Source organism: Cerasicoccus maritimus (assembly GCA_031296935.1).
GTDB classification, from domain to species: Bacteria; Verrucomicrobiota; Verrucomicrobiia; order Opitutales; family Cerasicoccaceae; genus Cerasicoccus; species Cerasicoccus maritimus.
Map to the genome: position 1 here is coordinate 45,702 of JAVDPD010000024.1, position 23,427 is coordinate 69,128.

16 protein-coding genes are annotated in these 23,427 nt (G+C 55.2%); 7 read left to right on the forward strand and 9 right to left on the reverse strand.

The window, feature by feature from the left end:
- Positions 1–17 precede the first annotated feature (17 nt).
- The gene (locus tag RBB62_RS14625) at positions 18–461 is read right to left on the reverse strand and encodes a hypothetical protein (protein ID WP_309399720.1); all 444 of its coding nucleotides are present in this window, start codon (positions 459–461) and stop codon (positions 18–20) included.
- Positions 462–1,573: 1,112 nt separating this feature from the next.
- On the opposite strand from RBB62_RS14625, the gene RBB62_RS14630 reads away from it, so the two are divergent.
- Complete coding sequence (locus tag RBB62_RS14630) at positions 1,574–3,115, forward strand: sensor histidine kinase (RefSeq protein WP_309399722.1); 1,542 nt, start codon at positions 1,574–1,576, stop codon at positions 3,113–3,115.
- 37 nt (positions 3,116–3,152) lie between these two features.
- Here RBB62_RS14630 and RBB62_RS14635 read toward each other — a convergent pair whose 3' ends face one another.
- The 3 genes from RBB62_RS14635 to RBB62_RS14645 all read right to left on the reverse strand — a co-directional run bounded on the left by RBB62_RS14635 (position 3,153) and on the right by RBB62_RS14645 (position 8,122).
- Positions 3,153–3,848 carry a PEP-CTERM sorting domain-containing protein gene (locus RBB62_RS14635; protein WP_309399723.1) on the reverse strand — a complete coding sequence of 232 codons (696 nt, stop codon included), beginning with the start codon at positions 3,846–3,848 and terminating at the stop codon, positions 3,153–3,155.
- A gap of 105 nt (positions 3,849–3,953) precedes the next feature.
- Positions 3,954–4,706 carry a hypothetical protein gene (locus tag RBB62_RS14640; RefSeq protein WP_309399725.1) on the reverse strand — a complete coding sequence of 251 codons (753 nt, stop codon included), beginning with the start codon at positions 4,704–4,706 and terminating at the stop codon, positions 3,954–3,956.
- On the reverse strand, positions 4,703–8,122 hold the full coding sequence (locus RBB62_RS14645) for a hypothetical protein (RefSeq protein ID WP_309399726.1): 3,420 nt from the start codon (positions 8,120–8,122) through the stop codon (positions 4,703–4,705). Before RBB62_RS14645 ends, RBB62_RS14640 begins: the two co-directional genes overlap by 4 nt.
- Positions 8,123–8,282: 160 nt before the next feature.
- On the opposite strand from RBB62_RS14645, the gene RBB62_RS14650 reads away from it, so the two are divergent.
- From RBB62_RS14650 to RBB62_RS14660, 3 genes are all read left to right on the forward strand, one after another.
- Positions 8,283–10,088, forward strand: a complete 1,806-nt coding sequence (locus RBB62_RS14650) for a polysaccharide lyase family 20 protein (protein WP_309399727.1) — start codon at positions 8,283–8,285, stop codon at positions 10,086–10,088.
- A gap of 164 nt (positions 10,089–10,252) precedes the next feature.
- The gene (locus RBB62_RS14655; RefSeq protein WP_309399728.1) at positions 10,253–11,260 is read left to right on the forward strand and encodes a PEP-CTERM sorting domain-containing protein; all 1,008 of its coding nucleotides are present in this window, start codon (positions 10,253–10,255) and stop codon (positions 11,258–11,260) included.
- A gap of 215 nt (positions 11,261–11,475) precedes the next feature.
- Positions 11,476–13,812 carry a right-handed parallel beta-helix repeat-containing protein gene (locus tag RBB62_RS14660; protein ID WP_309399729.1) on the forward strand — a complete coding sequence of 779 codons (2,337 nt, stop codon included), beginning with the start codon at positions 11,476–11,478 and terminating at the stop codon, positions 13,810–13,812.
- On the opposite strand, the gene RBB62_RS14665 is transcribed toward RBB62_RS14660, so the two are convergent.
- Together RBB62_RS14665 and RBB62_RS14670 are read right to left on the reverse strand one after the other, a co-directional pair.
- The gene (locus RBB62_RS14665) at positions 13,809–14,966 is read right to left on the reverse strand and encodes a LacI family DNA-binding transcriptional regulator (protein WP_309399730.1); all 1,158 of its coding nucleotides are present in this window, start codon (positions 14,964–14,966) and stop codon (positions 13,809–13,811) included. The genes RBB62_RS14660 and RBB62_RS14665 overlap by 4 nt on opposite strands.
- 29 nt (positions 14,967–14,995) lie before the next feature.
- Complete coding sequence (locus tag RBB62_RS14670) at positions 14,996–16,789, reverse strand: sodium:solute symporter family protein (RefSeq protein WP_309399731.1); 1,794 nt, start codon at positions 16,787–16,789, stop codon at positions 14,996–14,998.
- 328 nt (positions 16,790–17,117) lie between these two features.
- On the opposite strand from RBB62_RS14670, the gene RBB62_RS14675 reads away from it, so the two are divergent.
- Positions 17,118–17,870: a LysM peptidoglycan-binding domain-containing protein gene (locus tag RBB62_RS14675; RefSeq protein ID WP_309399732.1), complete on the forward strand. Its 753-nt coding sequence runs from the start codon at positions 17,118–17,120 to the stop codon at positions 17,868–17,870.
- Between the two features lie 397 nt (positions 17,871–18,267).
- Positions 18,268–19,032: a sugar phosphate isomerase/epimerase family protein gene (locus RBB62_RS14680; protein WP_309399733.1), complete on the forward strand. Its 765-nt coding sequence runs from the start codon at positions 18,268–18,270 to the stop codon at positions 19,030–19,032.
- Between the two features lie 232 nt (positions 19,033–19,264).
- Here the strand turns inward: RBB62_RS14680 and RBB62_RS14685 are convergent, their stop codons facing one another.
- From RBB62_RS14685 to RBB62_RS14695, 3 genes are all read right to left on the reverse strand, one after another.
- On the reverse strand, positions 19,265–19,846 hold the full coding sequence (locus tag RBB62_RS14685; RefSeq protein ID WP_309399734.1) for a response regulator: 582 nt from the start codon (positions 19,844–19,846) through the stop codon (positions 19,265–19,267).
- Between the two features lie 129 nt (positions 19,847–19,975).
- Positions 19,976–21,217, reverse strand: a complete 1,242-nt coding sequence (locus tag RBB62_RS14690) for a DUF1343 domain-containing protein (protein WP_309399735.1) — start codon at positions 21,215–21,217, stop codon at positions 19,976–19,978.
- 9 nt (positions 21,218–21,226) lie between these two features.
- A complete protein-coding gene (locus RBB62_RS14695) occupies positions 21,227–21,967 on the reverse strand; it encodes a DUF2062 domain-containing protein (protein WP_309399736.1) in 741 nt (246 codons plus the stop codon).
- Between the two features lie 251 nt (positions 21,968–22,218).
- On the opposite strand from RBB62_RS14695, the gene RBB62_RS14700 reads away from it, so the two are divergent.
- Positions 22,219–23,427: a PEP-CTERM sorting domain-containing protein gene (locus tag RBB62_RS14700; protein ID WP_309399737.1), complete on the forward strand. Its 1,209-nt coding sequence runs from the start codon at positions 22,219–22,221 to the stop codon at positions 23,425–23,427.

The following is a 23,427-nucleotide window of genomic DNA, read 5'->3' on the forward strand; positions in this document are numbered from 1 at the left end:
AGGTGATGCGCAGTTGCTTAGCTGGCGGGAACTGGCGTTGCTGCATGGCGGCTTGCCGGGCGCAGAACTAGATACGCCTGCGCTAGCGCAATGAGCGCAATCGGCAGGCATTGAGTCGCTGCTGTAGAATCAATTCCGCTGCCAGATTCTCCGAAGGCCTGTCTGGTCATGATGAAGGCATAGAAGATGATCAACCAGCAGAAGATGGCCACGGCGATTTTGGAGCGGAGGATCATGCGATAGGGGATCAACAGAAAAACGCCCAAGGCAAAGATTTGCACGGCCTCTAGTAGGTAGGTTATCTTATAGCTGAAATCGGACTCGATCTCGAGAAAGTTCTGGTGCATGCGCCAGCGCATCCAAGTTCCGACGACGACGAGCATTACTCCGAGCAACGCACCCAAAGCACGAACGATGTCGCGCAGGGTTGGGAGGCGCAGGTTTTGATAATATTCAGCCATGGAAATGCCGATCAACGTGCGCAGTGTCGGTTGGATTGTCAAAGTGTATTATTTTGAGTGGCGTAAGTTGTTGACTCCCAGTGCGAGTTAATAGTGAGAGCTGCTCACTAATAAAATGCTCAAGCGTGCACTTTTTGTTTGGCGGACAGAGGTATATAATTTAGTGTTTAATTGATCACTTAAACTGCCTCTTCGAAGTAGCATAGGCGTCTCGCCTGTGCCCTAATCCATCTAGCCGCGCACAGGCGAGACGCCTATGCTACTTGAACGCGCCACTCTTACGCAGCACTCGCTGAAGCTTCGCGCTCCTACCACTCCAACTCTCAACTCATCCCTCGTAGCTCCCAAACCTATTCACTTTCCCAACCTATACACCATGAACTTCTCTATCCACCATCATCCACCTTAGCAAGCGCCGCCAAGGTATCCCAGTCGACGCCATGCGGGGGCTTTCGAGTCGCCGTCGTGAGAGTGTTGCGACAGCGGGCCCATTCGCCGCCGGGTAGGTGTAAAATGCCTGGCGCCCGACGCCCAATGCTGCCGCAAACGAGCTCCACGTCGGACCCTCTATGCCAGTCTGCCCAGCGCAGCGTCGACGTGTGAGTCTTGTCGGTTTACGCTCTTGCTTGATTTGCCAGCAATGCGTCATGCCGACAGGCTCCTTTGCGGGCCGCCCCTGAGTCGCCTGCGATTCTCCTGCGCCTCACTCCGGCGAGCGGGCAGGGATATTATTGTTCTTTGAAATATATAGCTGGACGACTGTCCCCCCCCCTCCCTCCATGCGAGTGTGGCCCCAAAGGGGAGGTTAATCGAAGTGCCTTGATTTAATGAATATGAGTAAGTTGGGGAGTCGTTCCGATGGTGCTGAGTTGGGTGGAAGGGTCTGCCGCTACGCGTTGTTGTCAGATTCATGGAGCATACTTGAATATAGCGTAACATGGCTAGGGCTAGGGCCTTATAGAGGTAGGTAGGTACGGGCAATCCTGATAGACGTTTACCTCAGATTGGCTGATTACAGCTTAACGGTAGTTGCTATTTGTCGTATAGAGATTTGTCTGTTTTACGAGGCGTGTTATCCATCGAAAAGACAAGCTACTAACCAGCCATCTTCCGTGACCAATCAAACTGACCAACCATTGGTGCGACCGTCGCCGACAGCCGAAATCTGGGGGAGCATTTTGGACTCAATTGCCAAGTGTGAGGAAGGTGAGTCTACGGAGGCTCGTTTGGCCCGAACGCAGTGCGCTTTCACGCTGTTGGGCATCGTGTTTGGCTTGGGATACGTGGGCTTATTTGTGGCGATTGATTTTTGGTTTGCCGTGGTGACGATCCTGGTGGCGCTGCTTGCAATTGGTATGGCGATCCCAATGATTCGGGCTGGCCTGTCTTTATCTTTCACTGGTAACTGGCTTACGGGCGTATTCGTCCTGGGTTTCACCGTGATGATTTATGGCGAGGGGGGCGTTTCGGCGCACGCGGCGGCTTGGCTCGCGGCGGCTCCTCTTTGCGGCCTGATGATGATCAGCGCGCGGGCTGCCTGGGGCTGGGCTTTTGTCACGGTAGGCATTTTGACGGTTTACTTTGTGGTCGAAATGATGGGCGTGCACTTTAGCCCGCTCTACGATCCACAGTGGCGCACGCTTGTTACCGGGCTTGGTTTTCTGGGGCTCGGCCCCTTCTTGTTCACCATTGCGCTGACCTTTGAACTGACCCGTGAACGCGCGGTAACAGCCAAGGTGCTGGCGATGAGTAATCTGGCCATCGCCAATCGCAAACTACATTTTGCCAATCAGGACAAAGATCACTTCCTGGGCATTGTCGCCCATGATTTACGCAATCCACTGGGCCTCGTAGACGCTTATTCTCAGATGCTCGCGCTACGTGATGATATGCCGCCGGAGGCTCTGGAGCAGATCGGGACGATTATTAAGTCCAGCAAACGCATGGCTGGTATTTTGGACGATTTGCTCAATCTGAACGCCATCGAACAGGGGGACTATCCATTGACAAATGGCATCTTCGAGCTGGGTGGCATTGCCAAAGAATGCGTGGAAAGCGCACGCTTCAAAGCCAATGATAAAGGCACCAGGGTTCGTATAGATATCGAGCACCCACTCAACCGTGCTCAGGTTGATGAGCGTGCGCTTGGGCAAGTGCTGGACAACTTAATTTCAAATGCCGTTAAGTATTCGCCTGCGGGGTCGCAGGTCAGTGTGGTGAGTCGGCAGGACAATGATTGCGCGATTCTCGAAGTCATTGACCAAGGACCTGGTTTTACTGAAGATGACCGCGCCAAACTCTTTCAACGTTTCTCCAGGCTAAGCGCTCGCCCGACAGGTGGTGAGTCCTCAACCGGGCTTGGTTTATCGATCGTAAAACGCATCACCGAGGCCATGCACGGACAGGTGGAATGCCTGCCTGGAAAGGTCTGCGGCACGTGTTTCCGGCTGAGTTTTCCAGCGGTGGAGCCTGAGGCAGCCGATGGTCCTAAGGCCGCCCAGAAGCACTTGGCCCAGTCATTGCCAGTAGCGATCAAGCAGACTAATGAGCCCTCGCACCTGGAGGTTTTGCCCGAGGCCGAGCCGATGGTTGCTGAGCCCCAGATGGTCCGCTTTCAAGGTAAGAAAAAGCTGGGATTGCGGCGCTCCGGTTAGGTTCTTTGTTGTGGCATGGTTCGCCACGTAACTGATGTTATGCTTTTCGGCGTCGCCAGTAAATGGACCCCACAAAGGCGATGCCTGCCATGCCCAAGGCGATGGTTGAAGGCTCGGGGATGGCGGAAATTTCCGCAACGCCGAGGTAGATGAAGTCGTTACTGTTGGCGTTGGTGGCTCCGGGGGTGACGGTTAAGGTGATGATGCCGCCTGCGGTTGGCGCAATGTCGGAAATCAATACCGTGTTGGTCACATTGTCGGAGGGATTCAACGTGTCCGAGCCGGAATTCGCGCCTTGCAGGGTGTAGAGAGTGGAGCGGTCTTCTGAGGTGATACGCGAAGCATAGAGGGTAAAGCTGTAAGTCTTGTTCACGTCCAAGCCAGAGAATTCCAGCACGCCCATGGCATCACCCGGGTTTGTCCATTGGTCATTGGCATCGTAGAAAGAGGTGCCCGTTGCCGTTGACGGATAGGGGGCGGAAGCACTGGTGGTACCGCTCGAATTAACGCCCGCAAACGCGTTGGTCGTTTCCATGCTAATGCCGGTCAGAGATCCGTTGATATCAACCAAGTTAGCGATGCTGGAGCCCTGCGGGGTGCCGGTGTAGTTGTTCCAGGTTTCCGGCTGGCCAGTTACGGTATTTGAGGAGTTCGTGTAATTGATCAGAATGGTTTGCGCCATTACGAGCGACGGCATGGCGAGGGATGCTATAATTGAAAGCTTAATTTTCATGGGGTGAGGGTATTATTAAGATTACACATCGTCTTTAACAATATAGGCTTAAGTTTTCGATAGAAAAATCTGCCTTTTGCCCCGGGGACCAGCCGGTCTGGTCATCTATTGAGTCGTCGCGACTTCGCTTTCGGATTCCACTGTCGACTTTTGGGGTGTTGTTTCATCGCGCAGGAGGACGAACTTTACTTCGAAGGGACGTTGTGGGTCTTGTAAGAGCAACACGAGTAGTCGCATTTGCTGGTGGAGCGGGAAAATGGTGGATTTGACCGGACGCCAGGAATTGTCGTCTTCGATTTTGCGAACGAGGCGAAACGGTGCCAGAAACTTTGGCGGCTTCAACGACTGTGGGCTAACTACGGCTTCCGCGCGCGGTGTAAGTTGAAAGGTTTCCTTGCTCAGTTGCCCGGCAAAAGTGTGGTTAGTGAAGTTGATGAGGCGCACGGACTGCGGCGGGAATTGTTCGTAGCTGTCGTCGATGACGAGCGTGCGGTAGGGTAAACCGGAATTTTCCGGACCAGGAATGATGATGAGCAGCTGTTGTGGACTGCCGGGAATGAGCGATACGTCGGTCATCGGAATTGCTGGGCCGATGGCTTCGCCGTCCAACGATTTGGCTCCGCTGAAAACGAAGTTTGCCGGCCCCTCATACTGCATGCGTTGCGAGCGCATTTTCATCGGGGCAACGATGGGCTTGTCGCCTTCGTAGCCGGGGTAGGACAGCTGCATTTCGGCGTCCCAGCAGATGATGCTCAACTGGGTGTTGACCCACGGCACTTTCTCTGGTTCGGCGCGTAGGGCAAGGCACGCGCAACTGGCGGCAAGGAGGCTCAGGCAAAGTTTGAGGAGCGGTTTCATATTTCGTTATTGGCGAGCCAGCGGAAAGAGGTGATGACAAAGCGGCGGCCAAATTCTGTGCTGGGGGAATTGGCGGGCAGATCGGCCAAGGCGGTTTCGGCGGGCTCGCGGCCAACGTAGTCAGGCAGGCGCTGCACGTAGGCTTCGCACCAGGCGCGGGCTTGGACTTCGCCAGTGAGCGGGTTGCGCGAGTCGCCATAAGCGCGGATGACAAAAGTGTCTGAGCGTGCGCTCATCGCCGGAGCCAGTGGCGTGATCAAATCACTTTGCATGAGAAAGCCCGGGGCCCCGGTGGCGCGGAGTTTGCCGCGGGCGGCATCAGCGTTGTCGGCGTTGACGAAGGTTTCTTCCACCACAAGCGCGTTGTTTACGGAGTTGGCGGCGATGACGCCGGGCAGGTCGTCGAGCACCTTCTTACCAGGGCTGTCGATGGTCGGGTCGTCCTGGTTGACCACGTAGTCAATCGCCGCTTGGACGATGCCTTTCTGGTTACGTGGGTCGGTGGCAGCTTGATTCAGATCGCGGTTGAAGAACTCCGCCAAACTGCGCGACGGACGTCCGCGCTCTTGAATGCCAATGACGATCTGCTCGGCGATTTGGTAAAGCTCGTCATTGCTCAGCGTGCGGTAGCCGGACCATTCATACAGCTGGCCTTGGTCGGCGCGGGGGTCGGCCGAGTGGACGCGGCGGAGGCGCAGGTAGGGGCGCACGTCGTCATCAGTTTGCGCGGTGCCGCTGGGGTTGTCGTAGCCGTAGTCAGTTTGCGGCACGCCGGCGAGGAAGGCAGCCCAGGCCTCGACCGAGGTCGAGTTGACGTTGAAGGCGCCGTTGATCATCAGGTTCGCGGCTGCTTTTTCATAGCCGCCCATGCCGGTGAGGCTGGTCAGACTCGTAGTCGTGTCACCGTCGTAGATCGCGAGCCGCGTGTTAGGCAAGTCAATGTCTTCGCCGTTAACGATGGCCTCGGGCAGGCTGGAGAAGAAGAAGCGATCCCAGAGCGCCTCGTTGAGCGCATAGGAAAAATCGCGGGCGTTGTGTTCATAAAAAATGGAGGCGTAGCTGTTACCGAGCGGGTAGGCGGGATGCTTGCCGCCGGTCCCCCAATTGACATGCGCGAGCTGCCCGAATGAAACGAGCACATCGTTCTTACGCAGCACATCGAAAAGGATGACTTCGCTGGAGCCGTTGCCATCGTCTTCGATGCTACCTCCCCAGAAGGCGTGTTCAAAGTCTGCTGCGACAGGAATTTGGTAATCTGCTTCGCGATAGCTATCAAAGTGGAAAAGCGGGCTGTTGTCCCAACCGCCGAGGCGTTGAGCCATCGGGGCGCGTGGATTGGCATCGATGAGCGAGCGCATGCCTGCTGTTTTCTCGTTGTAGGTGCCGCCATTTGAGTTGCGGGCAGGGTGGCCATCGGGAATCAGATGATTGCTGTCGCCGGGTTGGTTGCCGTTACTCAGGTAGTCATTGGACGGCGTGGTCATGGAAAAACGGAAACTGATCAAAGTCAGGGATGCGGTCGGCGGGCTCGGAGGATCCGTCGGATTAGCACCCTCGAAGTAAGCCATCCTCGCGTAGGGTTTGGAGCTATATTTATCACCAGTGTTCTTGTTGAATTTGATGTCCATGCGGCTCGACTCGGTTTCGGTGTAGTGGAGCACCTGAGTGGGCGTGGGAAAATAATTCGGACTGGCGTGACCGCCGGCCAGCGTGATTGCGGGGTGTTGCTGTGGAATTTCCTGTAGCTCAATTTTCGCAGTGGAGTCTACGGCGATGAGGAGTGGGTCAATCGCGATGCCGGTATCGATTAGGATATTGGCGGTGGTATAATTATTTTCCAAATCGATGACACCGCCAGCGCTGCTATCCATGAGCGTATCGACGGGCAGTGTATAGATCTTCACTTCGCCCGGCTCGAACGAATCCGTGATGTTGAAGGCTAGTTCCAAGCTTCCGAGTTGGCTATCGAACTGGAGGGGGCCGACGGTGGTTTTCGGCGAGCTGTTATCCATGAACGCCTGAAATACGACTCCGGGAGGCGCTGGATTCTTTTTACTGTTGGCCCGTGGCTTGAACATCACGCAGTAGTCTGCAGAATTGAGCTTCACGTTGTAGGGATTGCATAAAACGATGGCGGGCTGAAGCACCAGTCGGTAATTCGCGCCGGACAAATCCACACCGAAACGTAAATCTAGGAGGGTGAGAATCGGCATGATTGCATGCGTGGTGGATGGCTCCACTCTGTATCGCTCAAGGTTGTTGAACGGCGCGAAGACGGGGTCCATTGCGCCACTGGAACTTGCGCGGTTCTCTACGAAGGAACGAACCAAGTCCCAGGTCGGGGCGGCGGGCTCTTTGCGTGCGGTGTAAGTGTTTTGCCATGAAATTTGTCCCACTGGGCCGGGGTCCGGTAAAATGCGCTCGCCGGCGTCGTTGTAGTTGCCGAAGTCGATGGCGAGATCGTCGCCTATTTCCGATTGCGCGGGCTCGGTCGTGATGGGTAGATCGGTGCTCAAGCCGCGGGTGAGGTCGCGTCGCAAGCCGCCGCGAAGGGTGTCTGCGAGGACGCCGAGACTGCTGTGCACGCTGACATCGCCTTGCAGGTCGGCGACGCTTTGCGCGGTGACGTCGGCATCGTCCGAACTAAGGAGAAGGAGCTCTTCGTAGTTAGAGAGACGCGCGATTTTTTCGCGGAATTCCGTTTGTGCTGCGGACTCGTTTTCCGATTGCTTTTGATAAACTGCGGAGAGCGAGGTGAGTAGCTCGCCGCCAAATTCCGAGGCCAGCGTTAGTTTGCGAACTTGCTCATCGGAGCCTGAGGCGGCGGTTGGCGATTCATCCACCACGGGCAACGAAGCGAGGATGCCGACATCACCTACCCAATAAGCGTAGCGACCGTTGGAGTCTTCATCGATGATTTCACTCGACTGAAGTTTGACTTGGCGCTCTGCGGAGAGATCGGCGCCGAGCACGGATCTGACGAGCCAGACATTTTGATTGTCATTGGCGGGGTCGACCACGGGGGCGTTGACGGGAGAAAGGGTAGCGGCGTCGCCATTCACGAGCCAGGTCATCGGCTGGTTATCAGCGGGCGCAGCGGCGTGGGTGGGGTTGTTTTGATCGGCTGGGCGCGCATCCCAAACACCGGTCCAGGTTGGGTTACCGGTGTTGGCGGCATTGATGTCCGCGCGGGCAGTTACGCGTTGGTCAGGGCCGGCGTAGCGTTGCAATTGCCCCAGCGCTTCAAGCAGTCCAAACTTGGCGTTTTCCTGTGCTTCGATTTGGTGGACCGCATGTGTGGTGGACGCAGTTTCAATCAAGGTGAGCGAAGAGAGAGAGAGGATCAACGACACCAGCAGCGCCATTAGCATCAGCGCAATGACGAGCGCAAAACCTTTCTTCTTTTGGTTAAGCATCTTGGGGCGAGTGATCGTTTTTCTCAACTGGGGTATTGGGCCAACAGGCTGCATGGGTATCATTATCGACGCTAGTCGCTTAAAATCAAATTGGCGAAATGTTTACGCGTAAACATTTCGATGCGTTTACAATTTGCAGTTTCCGGCGAATTCATTAGGCATGAAACAAACCCCACTTGTCCGCAACGTGACTCGTAAACTTGCATTGTTAACCAGCCTTTTGATCGGCCTTGCCTCCAGCTCTCCAGCTGTCGCGCAAAACCTGATCGAGAATCCGTCGTTCGCCAATACAGGCGCCAATGGCTTGCCTACTGGTTGGGAAGCCTATCCCGGCGGCCCCGGCTTAAAGGTGCTGCCGGATGGTGGCTTGCAGGTAAACGACGATAGCAAATCTAAAGGCCTTGGCGCGATCCAATGGCTGCCCGCACAGGCTGGCGCAACCTACACACTCACGGCCGACTTCACGGGCGAGGGCGGTCTGTTTGTTTACCTGACCTTCACCTCAAGCAAGCCCGCGAAGGCTTCAAACGTGGGCAGCGTCACACTCGGAGAAAAGCGCCAGTGGTTTAAGCAAGTGCCGGCTGGCGGCAGCCCGATTAGCTTCAGCGCTAAGGCACCTGCAGGCACTAAGAAGCTGCGCGTTTGGATTTACAGCCCCAGCTCGGGAACCACGAACCTCGTCGCGAAAAGCATCACGCTGACTTCCGATGGCGCTGGCGCGGCTGCTGCTTCCACCGAAGCCGCTGTGGCTACCTCGACGAGCTCTGATTTGAGCGCGAAAATGGATTTCTCCACCACAGGCTGGGCAGCGAACGAGCTGATCAACGGTTGGGAAGTATCCGGGACGGCACCCTCGCCAGCGAGCTACGCAAAAGTCGGCGCAGACGAAGTGATGATTCGCGACGTGAGCGAAAAGGGCACCGTTTGCGTGAGCCGCTGGTTCCCGGTCGAGCCTGGCCAACGTTGCAGCGCCAAGGCCTTGCTCGAAGGCCGCAATGGGCTGTCAGCTTACTTCCGCTTTTATCGCCAGCGCCCCACGTCGGATGCCGATGCGCAAGCGCAGGAGCTGACGCATAAAAGCCGCTGGCTGAAGGCTGGGCAACAAGCCGAAATGACCGCGATTGCCCCGGGCGAATCTACTTGGATGAAGTTCGAAATCTATAGCCCGTCTGCAAGCACTTGCGAGCTGGCCGTGAAGGAGCTGAAAATTCAGCGTGAGGATGATCCGGTAGCGGCAACTGCCATCCGCGAAGGCCTCTATGACTGGATGAACTTTGAGGGCGGTGACTTCTCGGAGTCCGCTAATTTGGAAGGCGAGCGACGGGAAGTTTTCTCCAAGGATAAGTGGCCGGTGCGCGAAGGCGACTATGCCTACGAAGCGCAACTGAGCCGCAAGCGCGAGCGCACGGAAGTCGTTGGCCAGCGTTCGCCCGCCTACGGTGTTGCCCGCTATGGCTGGAGCATATTTGTGCCGGAAGATTTTGATTCGCAGACGATGTTTAGCATCGTCACGCAGTGGCATGACTGGGGCTCTGGCCAGGAATATCCTCAAGACGGTGGTGCGCCGACGCACCTGTATATTTCGAACGGTCAGTGGCGCATGAAGCTGCGTCACCAGGGCGAAGGCCACACGACCACGAACCAGCAATTCGTCCTTGGTTCCATGGAAGAAGACCGCGGCAAATGGGTTGATTGGGTCTTGGAAATCAATCTTCAGGCACCTGGCGACGGCGGCTGGATGAAGCTCTACAAAAACGACGAGCTCGTTGCCGATTACGAAGGCACGACTTGGTATGAGGGCAAAAACAAGGGCCCGTTTTTCAAGATGGGCATCTATAAAGGCTCCAATAAATGGAAGGGGGACGAAGCCGGGGCACACCTGCGTTTCGACGCCTACCGCATGGCGATTGGTGAAAATTCGACCTATGAGCAAGTCGCGCCGTCGGCTCATTCTCCGCGTTCTTAGCAGCCTGAGTGAGCAGCCCGACAGCTGATTTACGCGTAAACAATCGACTATCTTGTGCTAACACAGCCATTTTTCCAATGTAACATATATATCCCAATGCTGGCTTCAGTCGAAGCGACCTTGGCCTCAACAACTTCAAACATTCACCCCTAATATCACTAAGTATGAAGACTCCTCTCGCAATTGCCTCTGGCATCCTCCTCACTAGCTCGACTTTCGCTGCCTCCGCCCTCTGGGATGGCTATGCATACGGCGAAAGCTGGACTTACACTGGTGCCGGCGTCGGCTGGGTGGATGGCGGATCAAACACCACCGTTCCCAACGGTGTGGACGACGTTGCCCAGTTTGATAACAACTCCTTCTATGGCAGCGGCGGTAATGTTTACCTTGCTACGGATGCCGGTGGCGCTGGCTCAGTCTTTAACGTGACCTTGGGTCGCATTGAGCTTACCGCGACTACTTCGGGACGCGGTTTTGATCTGCGCTCGCCGACGGCCGGGACTCCGACGCTAACCTTTGACGTCTCCTCGGGCAACGCTTCGATCGATATCAGTGCGCCTGCGACTGCCAATGAGGGCATTGTTTTCGACGTGAATGTGCAGCTAAATGATTCGTTGGATGTCAGCATGAGCAATCTGTCATCGGGCACGCGCGATGGCGTTAACTTTAATGAAATCGTTTCGGGCACAGGCGCCATTAATAAGAGTGGCTTTGGCCTGATGCGCTTTGCGGGGACGGCGGGTTACAATACCTTCAGCGGTGGCGTGAACATCAGCAATGGCATTGTCTATGCAGCGAAGGATGGCGCATTGGGCACGGGCACAGTCACGGTTGCTCAATCGGCCGTCGATTCCACAGCGACTCTGGAAATTATTACCGGCGTGACGGATGCCATCGACGACTCTGCGTCACTTTACCTCGGCAGCTTCAGCGGCAACTTCTCGACGATCACGCTGGGCGATGGCGTTAATGAAACCGTGGCCGGGCTCTTCTTCGATTCCGTTGGTCAAAGCGCCGGCACTTGGGGCGCCACTGGCAGCGGCGCTACGAACATCAACGACGATTGGTTCACTGGAACGGGCATGCTGACGGTGATTCCCGAGCCGTCGACTTATGCCTTCGGCGTTGCGGCGCTGGCGCTCATCGTGGCAATGATTCGGCGCCGGCAGTAAGCTTTTTTCTACACAGCAAACTCGTTGCGAAGTCGCCTCTGGAGTAGGGGCGGCTTTTCTTTTTTGCGTATTTGGCCTCCTTGCATTTACGCGTAAAACACCACCTCGATTGCGAGCGATGTGCGCATTGCGCATGCTGCATAACGAACCCCTTCGGGCGTGCGTCTTGGTGATGCGATGCTTGAATCACACAAACCCCAACGAAGAAACTCGTTATGTTTGATCTACCCTTGGCGGCCCGCCAATGCTGTGCGGCGCTGTTGCTCTTGTCTGGCGCTCAACTGTGCGCGACAACTTACTATGTGAAAAACGGAGGCGATGATGCGCTGTCCGGCCTCGATGACGCCAATGCCTGGGCGTCCATCACGCGGGTCAATGCGGCCAGCTTGTCGCCCGGCGATACTGTGCTCTTCAACTCTGGTGATGTGTTTGCGGACGCGACGCTCTTGCCTGACTCAGGCAACGCTAGCAACCCCGTAACCTACAGTGCTTATGGCTCTGGCGTGAAGCCGGTGCTCACGACCGCGATTGAATTGCCTATATCTGGTTGGACGGATTTGGGTGGTGATGTTTACCAAATCGCGCTGCCTGATGAGACCTGCATGGTCGTGGGTGACGGTGTGTATTTCCCGCCTGCCAACTCGGTGGCGACCTTGGCAGACGGCACATACTACTGGGACTCCGCTGGCTATCTCTACGTGCAGGATTCCGCTGGAAGCCCTAACATCTCGGGCAAGGTTTTCCGAGTCGGTCAGCGCGACAACGTCATCAAATTTCAAGGTGAAGACTTCGTGGTGATCGAAGGCCTGCGCCTGGAAATCGCCAATAATTCACTGTGCATTTTCAACTCCGGGAGCTCGGATAACACGATTTCGAATTGTGAATTTTACTATGCGAGCTCGGATAATGTGACGGCTGGCTCGGGCGTTCACGCTTGCAGCGCACCGCGCCTGAAAGTCTACGATAGTCGCTTCAGTTACCTGGAAGGCGATGGTATTTACATGCAGCGCGCGGACGGCTATGAGGCGATTGGCAACGAGATCGATTATCTCTTCGATGTTGGCGGAGACCCGGGCGGCGACGGTATTCAAATCTCTGGCAAGGCGGGCTATGAGAGCAATGACTTCCGCATTAAAAACAACATCGTGCGGCGCGAAACCAAAGTGACGAACAAAGGCTGCATCATCGTCGAGCAAGGTTCCGGTGGTGTGGTCTCCGGCAACTACGTTTACCAAGGGCGCTTTGGCATCGCGTGCTATTCGAGCAATGTCGTGATTGAATACAATTACTGCGAAGATATCGGCCAATACGGTGGCATTCGCTTGTGGGAGAATAAAGGCCAGCACGACATCACTATCCGCTACAACATTATCGACCATGCGGACAATGCCGGCATTACGATTGGCAACACGGCAAACCCGTCCACGGATATGGCGAACATCATCATCCGCAACAACGTGGTTTATAACTCCTACTATGGCGTCGGGATTTCGGTGCCTGTATCGGGCGAGTTTAAGAACAACATCGTGTGGGCTCCGCGCTACAACAAACCGAAGTTCCGGTTGAAGGTTACCGGCATCATCGCCGGAGAAACCTTCGAGGCGGACAACAATATCTTAGAAGACTCCAACGTGGATGGCACGGAGATCATCGCGAGCTGGCTGGGCACGGATTATACGGACCTCGCATCGTATCGATCTGGCTCCGGGCAGGGAGCGAATTCCTCGTCCGATGATCCTTTGTGGGTAGACCCGGATAACAATGACTTTGCATTGCAAAGTAACTCGCCGGCCATCGATGCTGGTGAAGATCCCGCTACCGCCACGTTGGACTTTTATGGCAACAGCGCGCCGGTTGGCGACGCGATTGACGTCGGCGCCGCGGAGGCTGGCGGGCTCTTCACCTACGAGGGGTTTGACTACTCAACTGGCACGATCACCACGGCCACGGGTGGCTTTGGCTGGAGCGGTGGTTGGACCTTTGTCGGCGGCGCAGGAGTCACAATGATTCGCACCAGCACGGATTGGCCACATGCGTTGACCTACACTGATCTGCCGATGGCGGGCAACCGCTTCAACATCTACGACACCGATGGCGTGCACCAGACAGCGGAACGTTCGCTCGCGCAGACACTCGGCTCCACGACAGGCACGTATTGGTTTTCGGTTCTGGTGCGCAAGCACTCCTCGGGCCGATCGTTCACCATGGATTTAGATGGCCTGAGCCTGTATTGTGCAGCGGGCGATTGGCAGGTGAAAACGCCCAATGGTAGCTACCAAACATTGACCGGAGCTAGCTATAGCGCGGAGCATTTCTTCGTCATTCGCGTCGATCCGGGCGCGAGTGTGGACACAGTTTACGTGTGGGTGGATCCGGTCTTATCGGCTGGTGAGCCCTCCACTGCGAGCGCTGATCTCACTCTGACGGATACGCCGTTTACGATCGACAGCATCTTGCTGAAGCAGGGCCCCTGGGGTAACGGGTTTCAAAGCACCTCAATCGACGAGCTGCATTTCTCTAACACCTTTGCCGGTGTGATTCAGGTGCCTTAGCTTTTGGCGGTAGTCGCTTTCTTTCGAGCCTGTCGCTTTGTTTTGGCGGCGGGCTTTTTCTTGTCCGCTTTGGGGGCGTTGGAGCGAATGGATTGCCCGTCGGTCCAATTACCTTCGGTAAGGACGATTTTAGGTGTGGTGGGGAGGCCTTTTTCGTTGCGTTGTAATTGGCCAACAATCAAGTCCACCACTGCAGCGCCAACGGCCTCATCCTGTTGGTTGATGCCAGCGATGGCAGTTCCGTTATCTCCCTTGCTGAGCGAAATGAAGCCGATGTCTTCCGGCACACGTTTGTCGAAAAGCTCCGGCAGCCAGTCGTAAACCTCGCGGTAAGGGCTGATGACAACGTCGGGCTTATGCTTGGTCAACCAGGCTCCGAGGTCGCGCTCGATGGGTGTGTTTTTCGGCACGTAATGAATCGGCACGACATGCTTTTTCGCAATGAAGTGCTGCCATGCCAGATAGGCGGCCATCCAGGAGTGATTCACACGGGAGTCCGTCTCGGCATTGATCACAAAGCCAATGCGCTGGTAGTCGGCCTGCTCGCATTTTTGCAACGCAGTCGCCATGGCGTCGGGCAGATTGGCTGCGGTGCGATGCAGCTTGGGCTGGGTGAAACTGTAGCCAATGGTAGCTGTGGCAAATTCTTCCCAGCGCAAGTCGAGCTCGGTGTCGGTGTTGGGGGTAGGGGGGATGATGACGCCATTGATACCGCGAGCCTGAAGTACGTCGCTGAGGCGTGCGCCGCCCATACCTTGGGAAAATGCCCACATTGGCTCGATGCGGTAGCCCAGCTCTTTGCCGCGGAGCAAGGCGCCCTTGAAGTAGGCGACGGAGACTGGGTGCTCTTCCCAGCCGTGCTCGGTTTCGAAGGTGGTGATCCAGGAAATGACGGAATGCATTTCCACTGGGCGGGTGGCGCGCAGGTTGGCCATGAGCGTTTGCACCTGCGGGTTGGGGCGGTAGTGCATGGCCTCGGCGATTTCGAGGATCATTTTGCGCTTGGCTTCGGATACACGTGGGCTGCCGCGCAAGGCCAGCGAAACCGCCATCTTGGAAACGCCGGCTTTGGCGGCTACCTCAGCCATTGTTGGGGTCTTGGCGGCACTTTCCATCAGCGCCTTCACATTGAGTCTCTGGTGGTTGGCTGTCAACTGGTCTTACGAGGGTGAAGCATGAGCGCTCAGCAGTTGTTGGCCGAGGTCGCGTTGGCCTCCTTGAGCTGAGCGCCATCCGTTGCGTTGGCGGGTTTGATCGCTTTGGATTTGCGCACATAGCCAACCAACAATGCAGCACCGATGATGGCCATAAATGCGGCCAGGGCTAGAATCTGCATCCGTGCGGCGAACTCATTGGGCACGAAAAGCAGCAGGCATACAAAGCCGCTCATTGCCAGGGAGGAGACTCCGAGTAGCTTCAGCTGGACGGCGTCGTTTTCTTCACCGATCTCCTTGGCGAAATCGACTGGGCGATGCATACGCTTGAAGAATTCATTAATGCGCGTGCGCTCCGATTGCTTGGCGAAGCGCCACATTGGGTAGCCGATGATGAAGCCAATGACGCCAAAGGCGTAGAGCCAGATCATGCGGTCTTGAATCGACCAACTGGCACCGTTGACGGATGAATCATAGGTGAAGTAAACCGAGGGTAGCAGGGCAACGCCGATGATGACAAAGTAGCTGCCCCAGTAAATGCGCTTGATCCACAGGCCGAGCAAAACCGGTAAGCCCAGCGGGACGCCAATGACGGCGCTGATCATCAGGAACGCGTCGAAGAGCTCCAGCTTATCCTGGCTGGCGAAGACACACGCCACCGCTATGATTGCGGCACCGAGCGCCAAGGTGGCAAATTGACACCAGCGCACGCCTTGCTTTGAGGTCAGTTCGGTCATGCCCATTTTCGAGCGCGCCCACGGCATAATGTTTTTCACGATGACGCCGGTCATGCCGTTGAGGCTGCTGTCGAGGCTGCTCATGGTTGCCGCAAACATCGCGGCGAGCATCAGGCCCATGAGGCCGTTGGGCAGTAGGCTCTGTGCGATGTAGGAATAGCTGGCGGTCGCGGGCTCTTTAACGCCGAGCGCGTTTACGTCTGCTTCAAACAGGAAGCGTGCGACCATCGGCGGGACAAACCAGATCACGCTGCCGACAAACATCAGCACGGCGGCAAGCAAGGATGCCTTGCGTGCTGAGGGGCCGTCTTTCACGGAGAGGAAACGCCCGGCCGTGCCGAGGTTGATGTAGCCCGAGACCTGCATGAAGAAGATCACGATGATCCATTTCAGGCTATACTTGCCCTGATGAAACTCACCGGCGTCTTTGACGAATTTAAAGTCGTTGGCGAAACGCGGATCCGAGAAGTAGCCAATGAATTTTTCCCAGCCGCCGACAGCTTTAAGCGACAGGTAAAACACGAGCAAGGTCATCGCGAACATCAGCACGCCTTGAATGAAGTCCGTCGCCATCACGCCCCAGCGCCCGCCCATGGTGGAGTAGGTGATGGCGATGCCGCCGAGGATGAAGATGAGCAGCACGACCGGCAGATCGAGCGCCGAGGCCGCGAAGACTGCCAGCGCGTAAAGCTGAATACCTGCGGCCAACGGTGACATGATGACGCCGATGATCGCAGAAAACTGCTCCACCGGCACCCCATAGCGATCATGTAAAACGTCGGCCCACGTCTCGGCGCGCGTTTGGCGAAACCACGGCCCCAGAATCATGCAGAGCAGGAAGCCGACTGTGTTGGCTGCGTAAATGACCAGAAAGGTTGGGCCGGCGCTGAAGGCCGCTGAGGCGTTACCCGTAAACGTAAAGGCGCTGATGCCGCCGACAAACATACTTGAGCCGACGATCCACCAAGTCCCTTTGGCACCACCGCGCACGTAGTCATCGACGGTAGAGTTCATCTTGGCGACGATGAAGCCGAGGCTGACGAGAAAGATAAAGTAAACGAGGATGGTGATGTATTCGATAGACATGTGGTTTTTGGGGGGTGCTGGCCAGTAGACTGCGCGGTGAAGCGGCGCGAAAGCGGTTTACATATGTCCGATGGTTGTTTACTGTAAAACAATCAGCAAGTGGCTCGCGAGTTTACCCGTAAACGAATGCTTCAGGCGTAAGACATGTCCTATAGTCTACGTGTGAGGTAAAACGGATTTTTTATTGCAATGGAATTGCAGTATTGGATTGTTCAAACCTGCACTACGGCTTGAGATGTCAGGACCATAATAGTGAATGGATATTCTCTTGACGGAAGGATTTGATCAGTAACCATTGCAGAGGTATTTTACTCGAAAAGAGTCGAGCATGTCTGAATTATTGAGCAAGAGCGCTATCACCCGTCGCCGATTTCTCGCGTTGGCTTGCAGTGCTGGGGCTTGTATCGCTGCTCCAACGTTATGGGGTGCGCCTGCTTCTCCATTGAAATACGAAATCAAATCTGGAGATACGCTTAGCGAAATTGCGCAAAACTATGGGGTCACGGTGAGTCAATTGAAGCGCGCCAACCGTTTGACCAGTGACCGTATCTTTGCCGGACAGACTTTGACTATTCCAGGCGCGGTTTCCAGCAATGTGCTGGCGCCTGTGATTCAGGCTACGCGTAATCTGAAGATTAACCGCTCCCGCTGGCGCTACATTGTTGCCCATCATAGTGCAATTGAGCAAGGTAATGCTGCGATCTACGGTGCTGCTCACAAGCGCCGTGGCATGGAGAATGGATTAGCCTACCATTTTGTTATTGGTAATGGAATCGATTCAGGAGATGGCGAAATCGAAGTCGGACCACGTTGGCGCCAACAGCTTCGTGGAGGGCATGTGAGGGATTCACGGGTGAACGATGTTGGCATTGGCATTTGCTTGGTTGGCAACTTCGAGAACCACGCACCGACGGCACGGCAGCGCGCTTCCTTAATTCAGTTGGTCAATTACCTGCGGGATAACTGTGTTGATCCCAGATTCACATTTACGGTGCACAAGTGGGTGGATGGCGCCAACCACACGGTTTGTCCAGGGAAGCACTTCCCTTATCGGGAAATGTCCGCGCTTTATCGTGCTTGAGCCTGACCTGTAGGTCTGCACTGGGGGAGGTCACTGCGCATCGATCTCTTATTGATCAGCCTGCGCGCCATCATTATCGGGATTACGGTTTTGAAAGCTCATTTTTAATGCTTGGCGTCCGTTTGTTGAAACTCAATTTCGCCGGTAATTTGTAACACGCTTCCTGGCGTGGCTCGCGTCAAGGGATTCGATCGGGCGATTGGTTTTATTTTGGGCGCACTTGCTTGTAATCTGAGGGGCAGCCTGTCCGATGTCTCGACGAATAGGGTAGCGGCGAGCGTTTTTTGAGCGTGTGCAACCAGTTACCCTACACGTGTAAGCATTTGGGGTTGCACCATGGATCCAAGGATCATTTAATGCACGGCTTTTTAGTGTCACCTTCATTTAACCTCATTCAATGAAACTCAGCCAAGTTGCCGTCCAACTTTACACGCTGCGTGACTTCTGCAAAACTCCAGAAGACATCGCCAAGACCTTGAAAAAAGTCGCTGAAATCGGTTATCAAGCCGTTCAAGTCAGTGGCTTTGGCCCGATCGAAAATAGTGAAATCGTTCGCCTCTGCAAGGAGAACAACCTCGTGCTTTGCTCGACTCACGAGCCGAGCGACATGATCCGCGAAGAGCCGCAAAAGGTCTGCGACCGCCTGAAGGAGCTCGGTTGCAAATACACTGCTTATCCGTTCCCGCGCGACGTGGACTTCGAGAGCGAAGAGTCCGTCAATGCACTCATCGCTGACTTGAAAAACGCTGTGAAGGTCTTTGAAGAAAACGATCTCGTGCTGACCTACCACAACCACGATGTGGAGTTCATGCGCATGGGTGACAAAACCGTCCTCGAAAAAATTTACGACGAGTGCCCGATCCAGGCCGAACTCGACACCTATTGGGTGGCTGCCGGTGGTTGTGATCCCGAGCGTTGGGTCAACAAGGTCGCTGGTCGCACGCCGCTCCTCCACATGAAGGACTATAAGGTCGCTGCCTCCAATCAGCGCATGTTCTGCGAAATTGGCCAGGGCAACCTCGACTTCAAGGGCATCATTGCGGCTGCCGATAAGGCTGGCTGCCTGTGGTACATGGTCGAGCAGGACGTCTGCCCGGGCGACCCCTTCGATTCGCTTAAGATGAGCTTCGATTACATCAAGGCCAACTTGGTCGAAGACTAGGCTTTTAAGCCATTGACTTCCGGAATCGTCGTCCCATGCGGAGCGGCGATTTTTTATCGCCTCGCCCAGGGCAATGCCGTGGATCGGATTCTTGCTGCAGCCCCAACGAGTTGAGCAATCCTCATTATGCGTAGCCACTCCGGCTTGCTGCTTGCCTGCGAGTCAGGCATTTGCTCAATGTTCTGCCAGTATTTCGCAATGCGAGATCTAAAGCGAGTGCGCTGAATACCGTCTATGAACGGGCAAAGAGACGGGTGAGGCCTTTACGTTTTTTCGGGGGTTCGGCATCGGTTGCACCTGGGGGAGGGGGCATGCCGTCAGGGCGATCACTGGCTGAGGTCAGCGCAGGTGCAACTGGTTCTGATGCCGGTTCTGTGTCATCGCTTTCAATGCCGAGCAGGCCGACCTTTTTGTTGGTGGGCGCAGGAGTAATCATGGGTTGCTGAACTTTCTTACGCCGCTTATCGGGGCTCAAGAAGGGGCGCACAACTTGGTCGAGGAGGATGGGTTTTTTCAGCACCTCAATGCCGCACATTTGTAGCTGATTGTATTCCGAGCGCAAGATTGCCGGGGTTAGCACCACGACGTGCAGTTCGGGGTCAGTCGCTTTTGCTCCCATGATGAAGTTCATGCCATCGCTCTCGTCTGCCTTGTGGTCGGCAATAAACAAGTCGATGGGTTCTTCCTTGTTTTCAAGGGCTAATTTGCACTCCTCGATAGAGCGAGCAGTGACTGTTTTATGACACAGTTTGTTGAGCTTTTTAGTTACATTCTCAAGAACCGCATCTGAATCATCCCAATAAAGAATCCTCACAATAAGTAAACCTTAGCACCTTCTCGCCCTAAATCAAGAGGCCTTTTGCCTCTTGTATGCTTTTACAACCTCCTTACAAGGTATTTACCTGGTGTGCTCTGGGGCTTATGGCTCAGGGGTTGCTGGCTTTTAGTAGAGCCAGTACTTTCGACTCTGCTGTTGGAATTCAATAGCCTGACGTTTCCAGTCCTGAAGAAACAGATCCACGCGTGCATTTGCGCCGCGGGTTTGAAGCTCTTCCAGCCAGCGTGGATCGCCCAGGTGCTTCAGGAAAATCGTTTTTTGGTTACCAATGTGGACGAAAGGATTCTGCGGACTCCATTGGCAGGCCAGACGCATCATGTAGGCGCTGATGGCGCAGGGATCGAGTCGGTCCCAATCGGTAACGAGCAGATAAACGCCCGGAAAGTCTGTGCCTTTGGCGTTTTTGCTGGAAGTCACCTGATAACCCAAGCCGGGTATGCGGTAAGTTTCCAGCGTGCGCTTAATCGCCTCCGGGGAGTGTCCCGGGTAGTAAATCATGCGAAAATTATACTCTGTGCCGACTCCGTGGCCCCACTTGCCAATGTAGGCACCAAGGCCGGTCATCGGGTAGCCCATCGCGGCAGAGAGATCGGGGATCGCGGGCGAGGTGGGCGTCCATTTCAGGCCGGTTTGCGGCCAAAGCATGTCGCGACGCCAGCCCTTCATGGGGACAACGAGCAGGCGGCCGTTTTTGCGCGCTTGTTCACTGATATCCAGCACGCCGGGTTGCTTTTTGGACATCACAGCGACTTCGCCAATGGTCATCCCGTAAACATAGGGAACCTGAAAGGCACCGACGTAGGACATGTATTCCTTGACCATTGGTGGCCCATCGACTTTCAGCCCGCCGAGTGGATTTGGGCGATCGAGCACCATGACTTCCACATTGCGCTCAAAACAGGCCTCCATGACGTACTTCATACAGCTGATGTAAGTGTAGCTGCGGACGCCCAAGTCCTGCAAATCGATCACCAGAATATCGATCTTGGCGAGCATTTCGGCAGTTGGCTTTCGGTGCCCTCCGTAGAGCGAGTAGGCGGGCAGGCCAGTTGGGGCGTGGGTGGCGTGGTCGACTTTTTCGTCGGCCTTGTATTTGCCGTCGATTCCGTGCTCAGGCCCAAAGAGCGCAACGAGATTAACTTGTGGTGCCTGGGCAAGCACCTGCCAGCTGGGGTGCCCGTATTTATCAACGCCTGCCGGATGGCTAAGCAAGCCAACGCGTTTCCCCTTTAGGTGCTCAAAGCCGTTTTCGCGCAGGGTATCGATGCCGAGATCGATCTTCGGCGCCGCGTGGGCGAGGTTGAGCATGGTGAGCAGGAGAAGCAGCAACAGCGGACGCAGGCGCATAAAAAGAAATCAGGGATTATTCGGTTGGATATTTTTCAGTTTTTTCGCCGTCTTGAGCGCCTCGCTTTCGCGCAAGCGCACCTTGTGGTATTGGGTACGCAGATCGAACATCTTGGCGCTGGCGCGACGAGCCGTGAATTGATAGATCAAGCTCAGGAAGAAGCCAATGAAATAACCAATGATTGTGCCGCCGATGAAGGTCGCCTTGAAGCCCAGGCCTACTAACTCTGCCAGCGACATGCCTGTTTCGGTCGACAGCGCCTCCATTGATCCGCGCATGGTGCTGGGCCCGACGATGCTCAGGAACGCATCCTTGAGGTTGTGGGTAATCAGCATCGCAAAGTCGTAAACTGAATCGCCGGGAATGTCCGCCCCCAGCATTTGGAAAAACAGCAAACCCACGTAGCACCCCGCTAGATAGAGGGGGCCTGCGGTGATGGGGTTGGTAATGAATTGTGTCGCCACCATTACCATGAGGTTGCAGCGGAAAACGATGGCTAGCAAAAACCCGGTGGCCACCTGAATGCCATAGATCGGGAGCAGCGAAAGGATGCAGCCAATGTAAATTGCCGGTACCACATCTTCCCGGCGGAAGGACCACAAATACGATCGCTTGCGGGCGGCGCCGGCGAACCAGCCCAATACAGGGTAGCGATGAAGGGTGGCGCGACGTGGCAGGGGACGCAGCCAACGCTTGGCGCGTCGGATGCGCTTAAAATACTCGTGCCTATGTTTTTCGTCTGCCGTCACTGGGTTTTTGGTAAGGGAACAGTTTGAAGTGGTTCCCTTAGATTTGACAACTATATCCGAAAGTTATGAGTGATAAAATCGCCAAAAGAAGAGCTGGAACAGCACTCCACATATCCGCCCGGTTCTGTCGAGTCGTCTATGAAAATGGGGTGGGTTTATCTGCATATTTGGGCAAAGTGGCTTGCAATTCTAGGTCTAGAAGTTAATATCAAACATTGTATTAAATTTCTTTTATCCAGTTCTTTCCCCCCATGAAAATAAATATCCTTAGCACACTTGTGCTCACTTTTTCAGTTCCGACCTTCTCGCTTCACGCCGTACCTTTTACTTGGGAAGGCGATGATGCCACCAATCCAACTTGGTTCGGTGTTAATGCCAACTGGCTTGAAGGAACCGCCCCAAACTTTAATAACTACTTTGTGCTGCCTTCGGGGGCTGCCTCCAAAACAATTGACATGGTCAATAGCTCCGGCGTCAGCCTGTTTCGAACGGGAGTTCAGGGCGTCAACTTCGAGGATGCCGGTTGGGTAATTCAAGACACTGTGGGAGATGGCAGCGGTGGTTGGCGTTATGACTTCAACGGCTCTGCCGCGTCCATTGGCAGCCAGCCTTTTGGCATCAATTCATCAGGCGTTGGTGTGAATGAGATTAAGGCAAGATTTCAATTCACTTCAACTAACGTGCCAGACACCGGACAGCCGAATCGTCCGATTACGGTCAATACCGGCAATACCCTCCTCTTTTCCGGCATTTATCAGGATGGTCAAGCTTGGACCCTCCAAGGCGAAGGTACGATGGTGGTTAACAATACCAATGATAATCGCAATAATTCGTTCAATGCCGGTTTGACGATGAACGACAATACCACCCTGCTCAATCGCGGGAACATGCAGATTGCCCAAAGTAATCTTGCGCTGAATAATGGAGTGATTGGTGGTGACGGCACGTGGTATGGCCGCAACAGCTCTACGGTTACATTTGAAGGGACGACCTTGGCCCCAGGTGGAGACGGCTCCGCAGTTGGCGGTGCCGAAGTGGGCGACCTCACCTGGATGTCTGGGTCTGCCGGTTCGCTAACGCGCCTGGCGATTGGCGCTACTGGTATCTTTGAAGCCTACATCGGTTCTGGTGGCGCTGGAGACAATGCGCGCCTCTTGCTCGATTTGGATGGTGGCACATTCAACATCGAGAGTGGTGCCACTCTGAACATTGCTGGTTCCACCATCCAAGACGGCACGTATACGATTATTCTAGATACAGACGACACGGCAGACTTTACTGGAACATTCAGCTCGGTTCTCTTCAACGGAGTTGCCGCCGATCCTGAAAACTTCACCGTTAATTACGGCGTGGACGCAATTACGGTCGATGTTACGGGCCAGGTGCCTGAACCGCAGACCTACGCAATGCTTGCAGGGTTGGGCTGCCTGCTCTTTGCCATCGCGCGCCGCCGTTGCTAA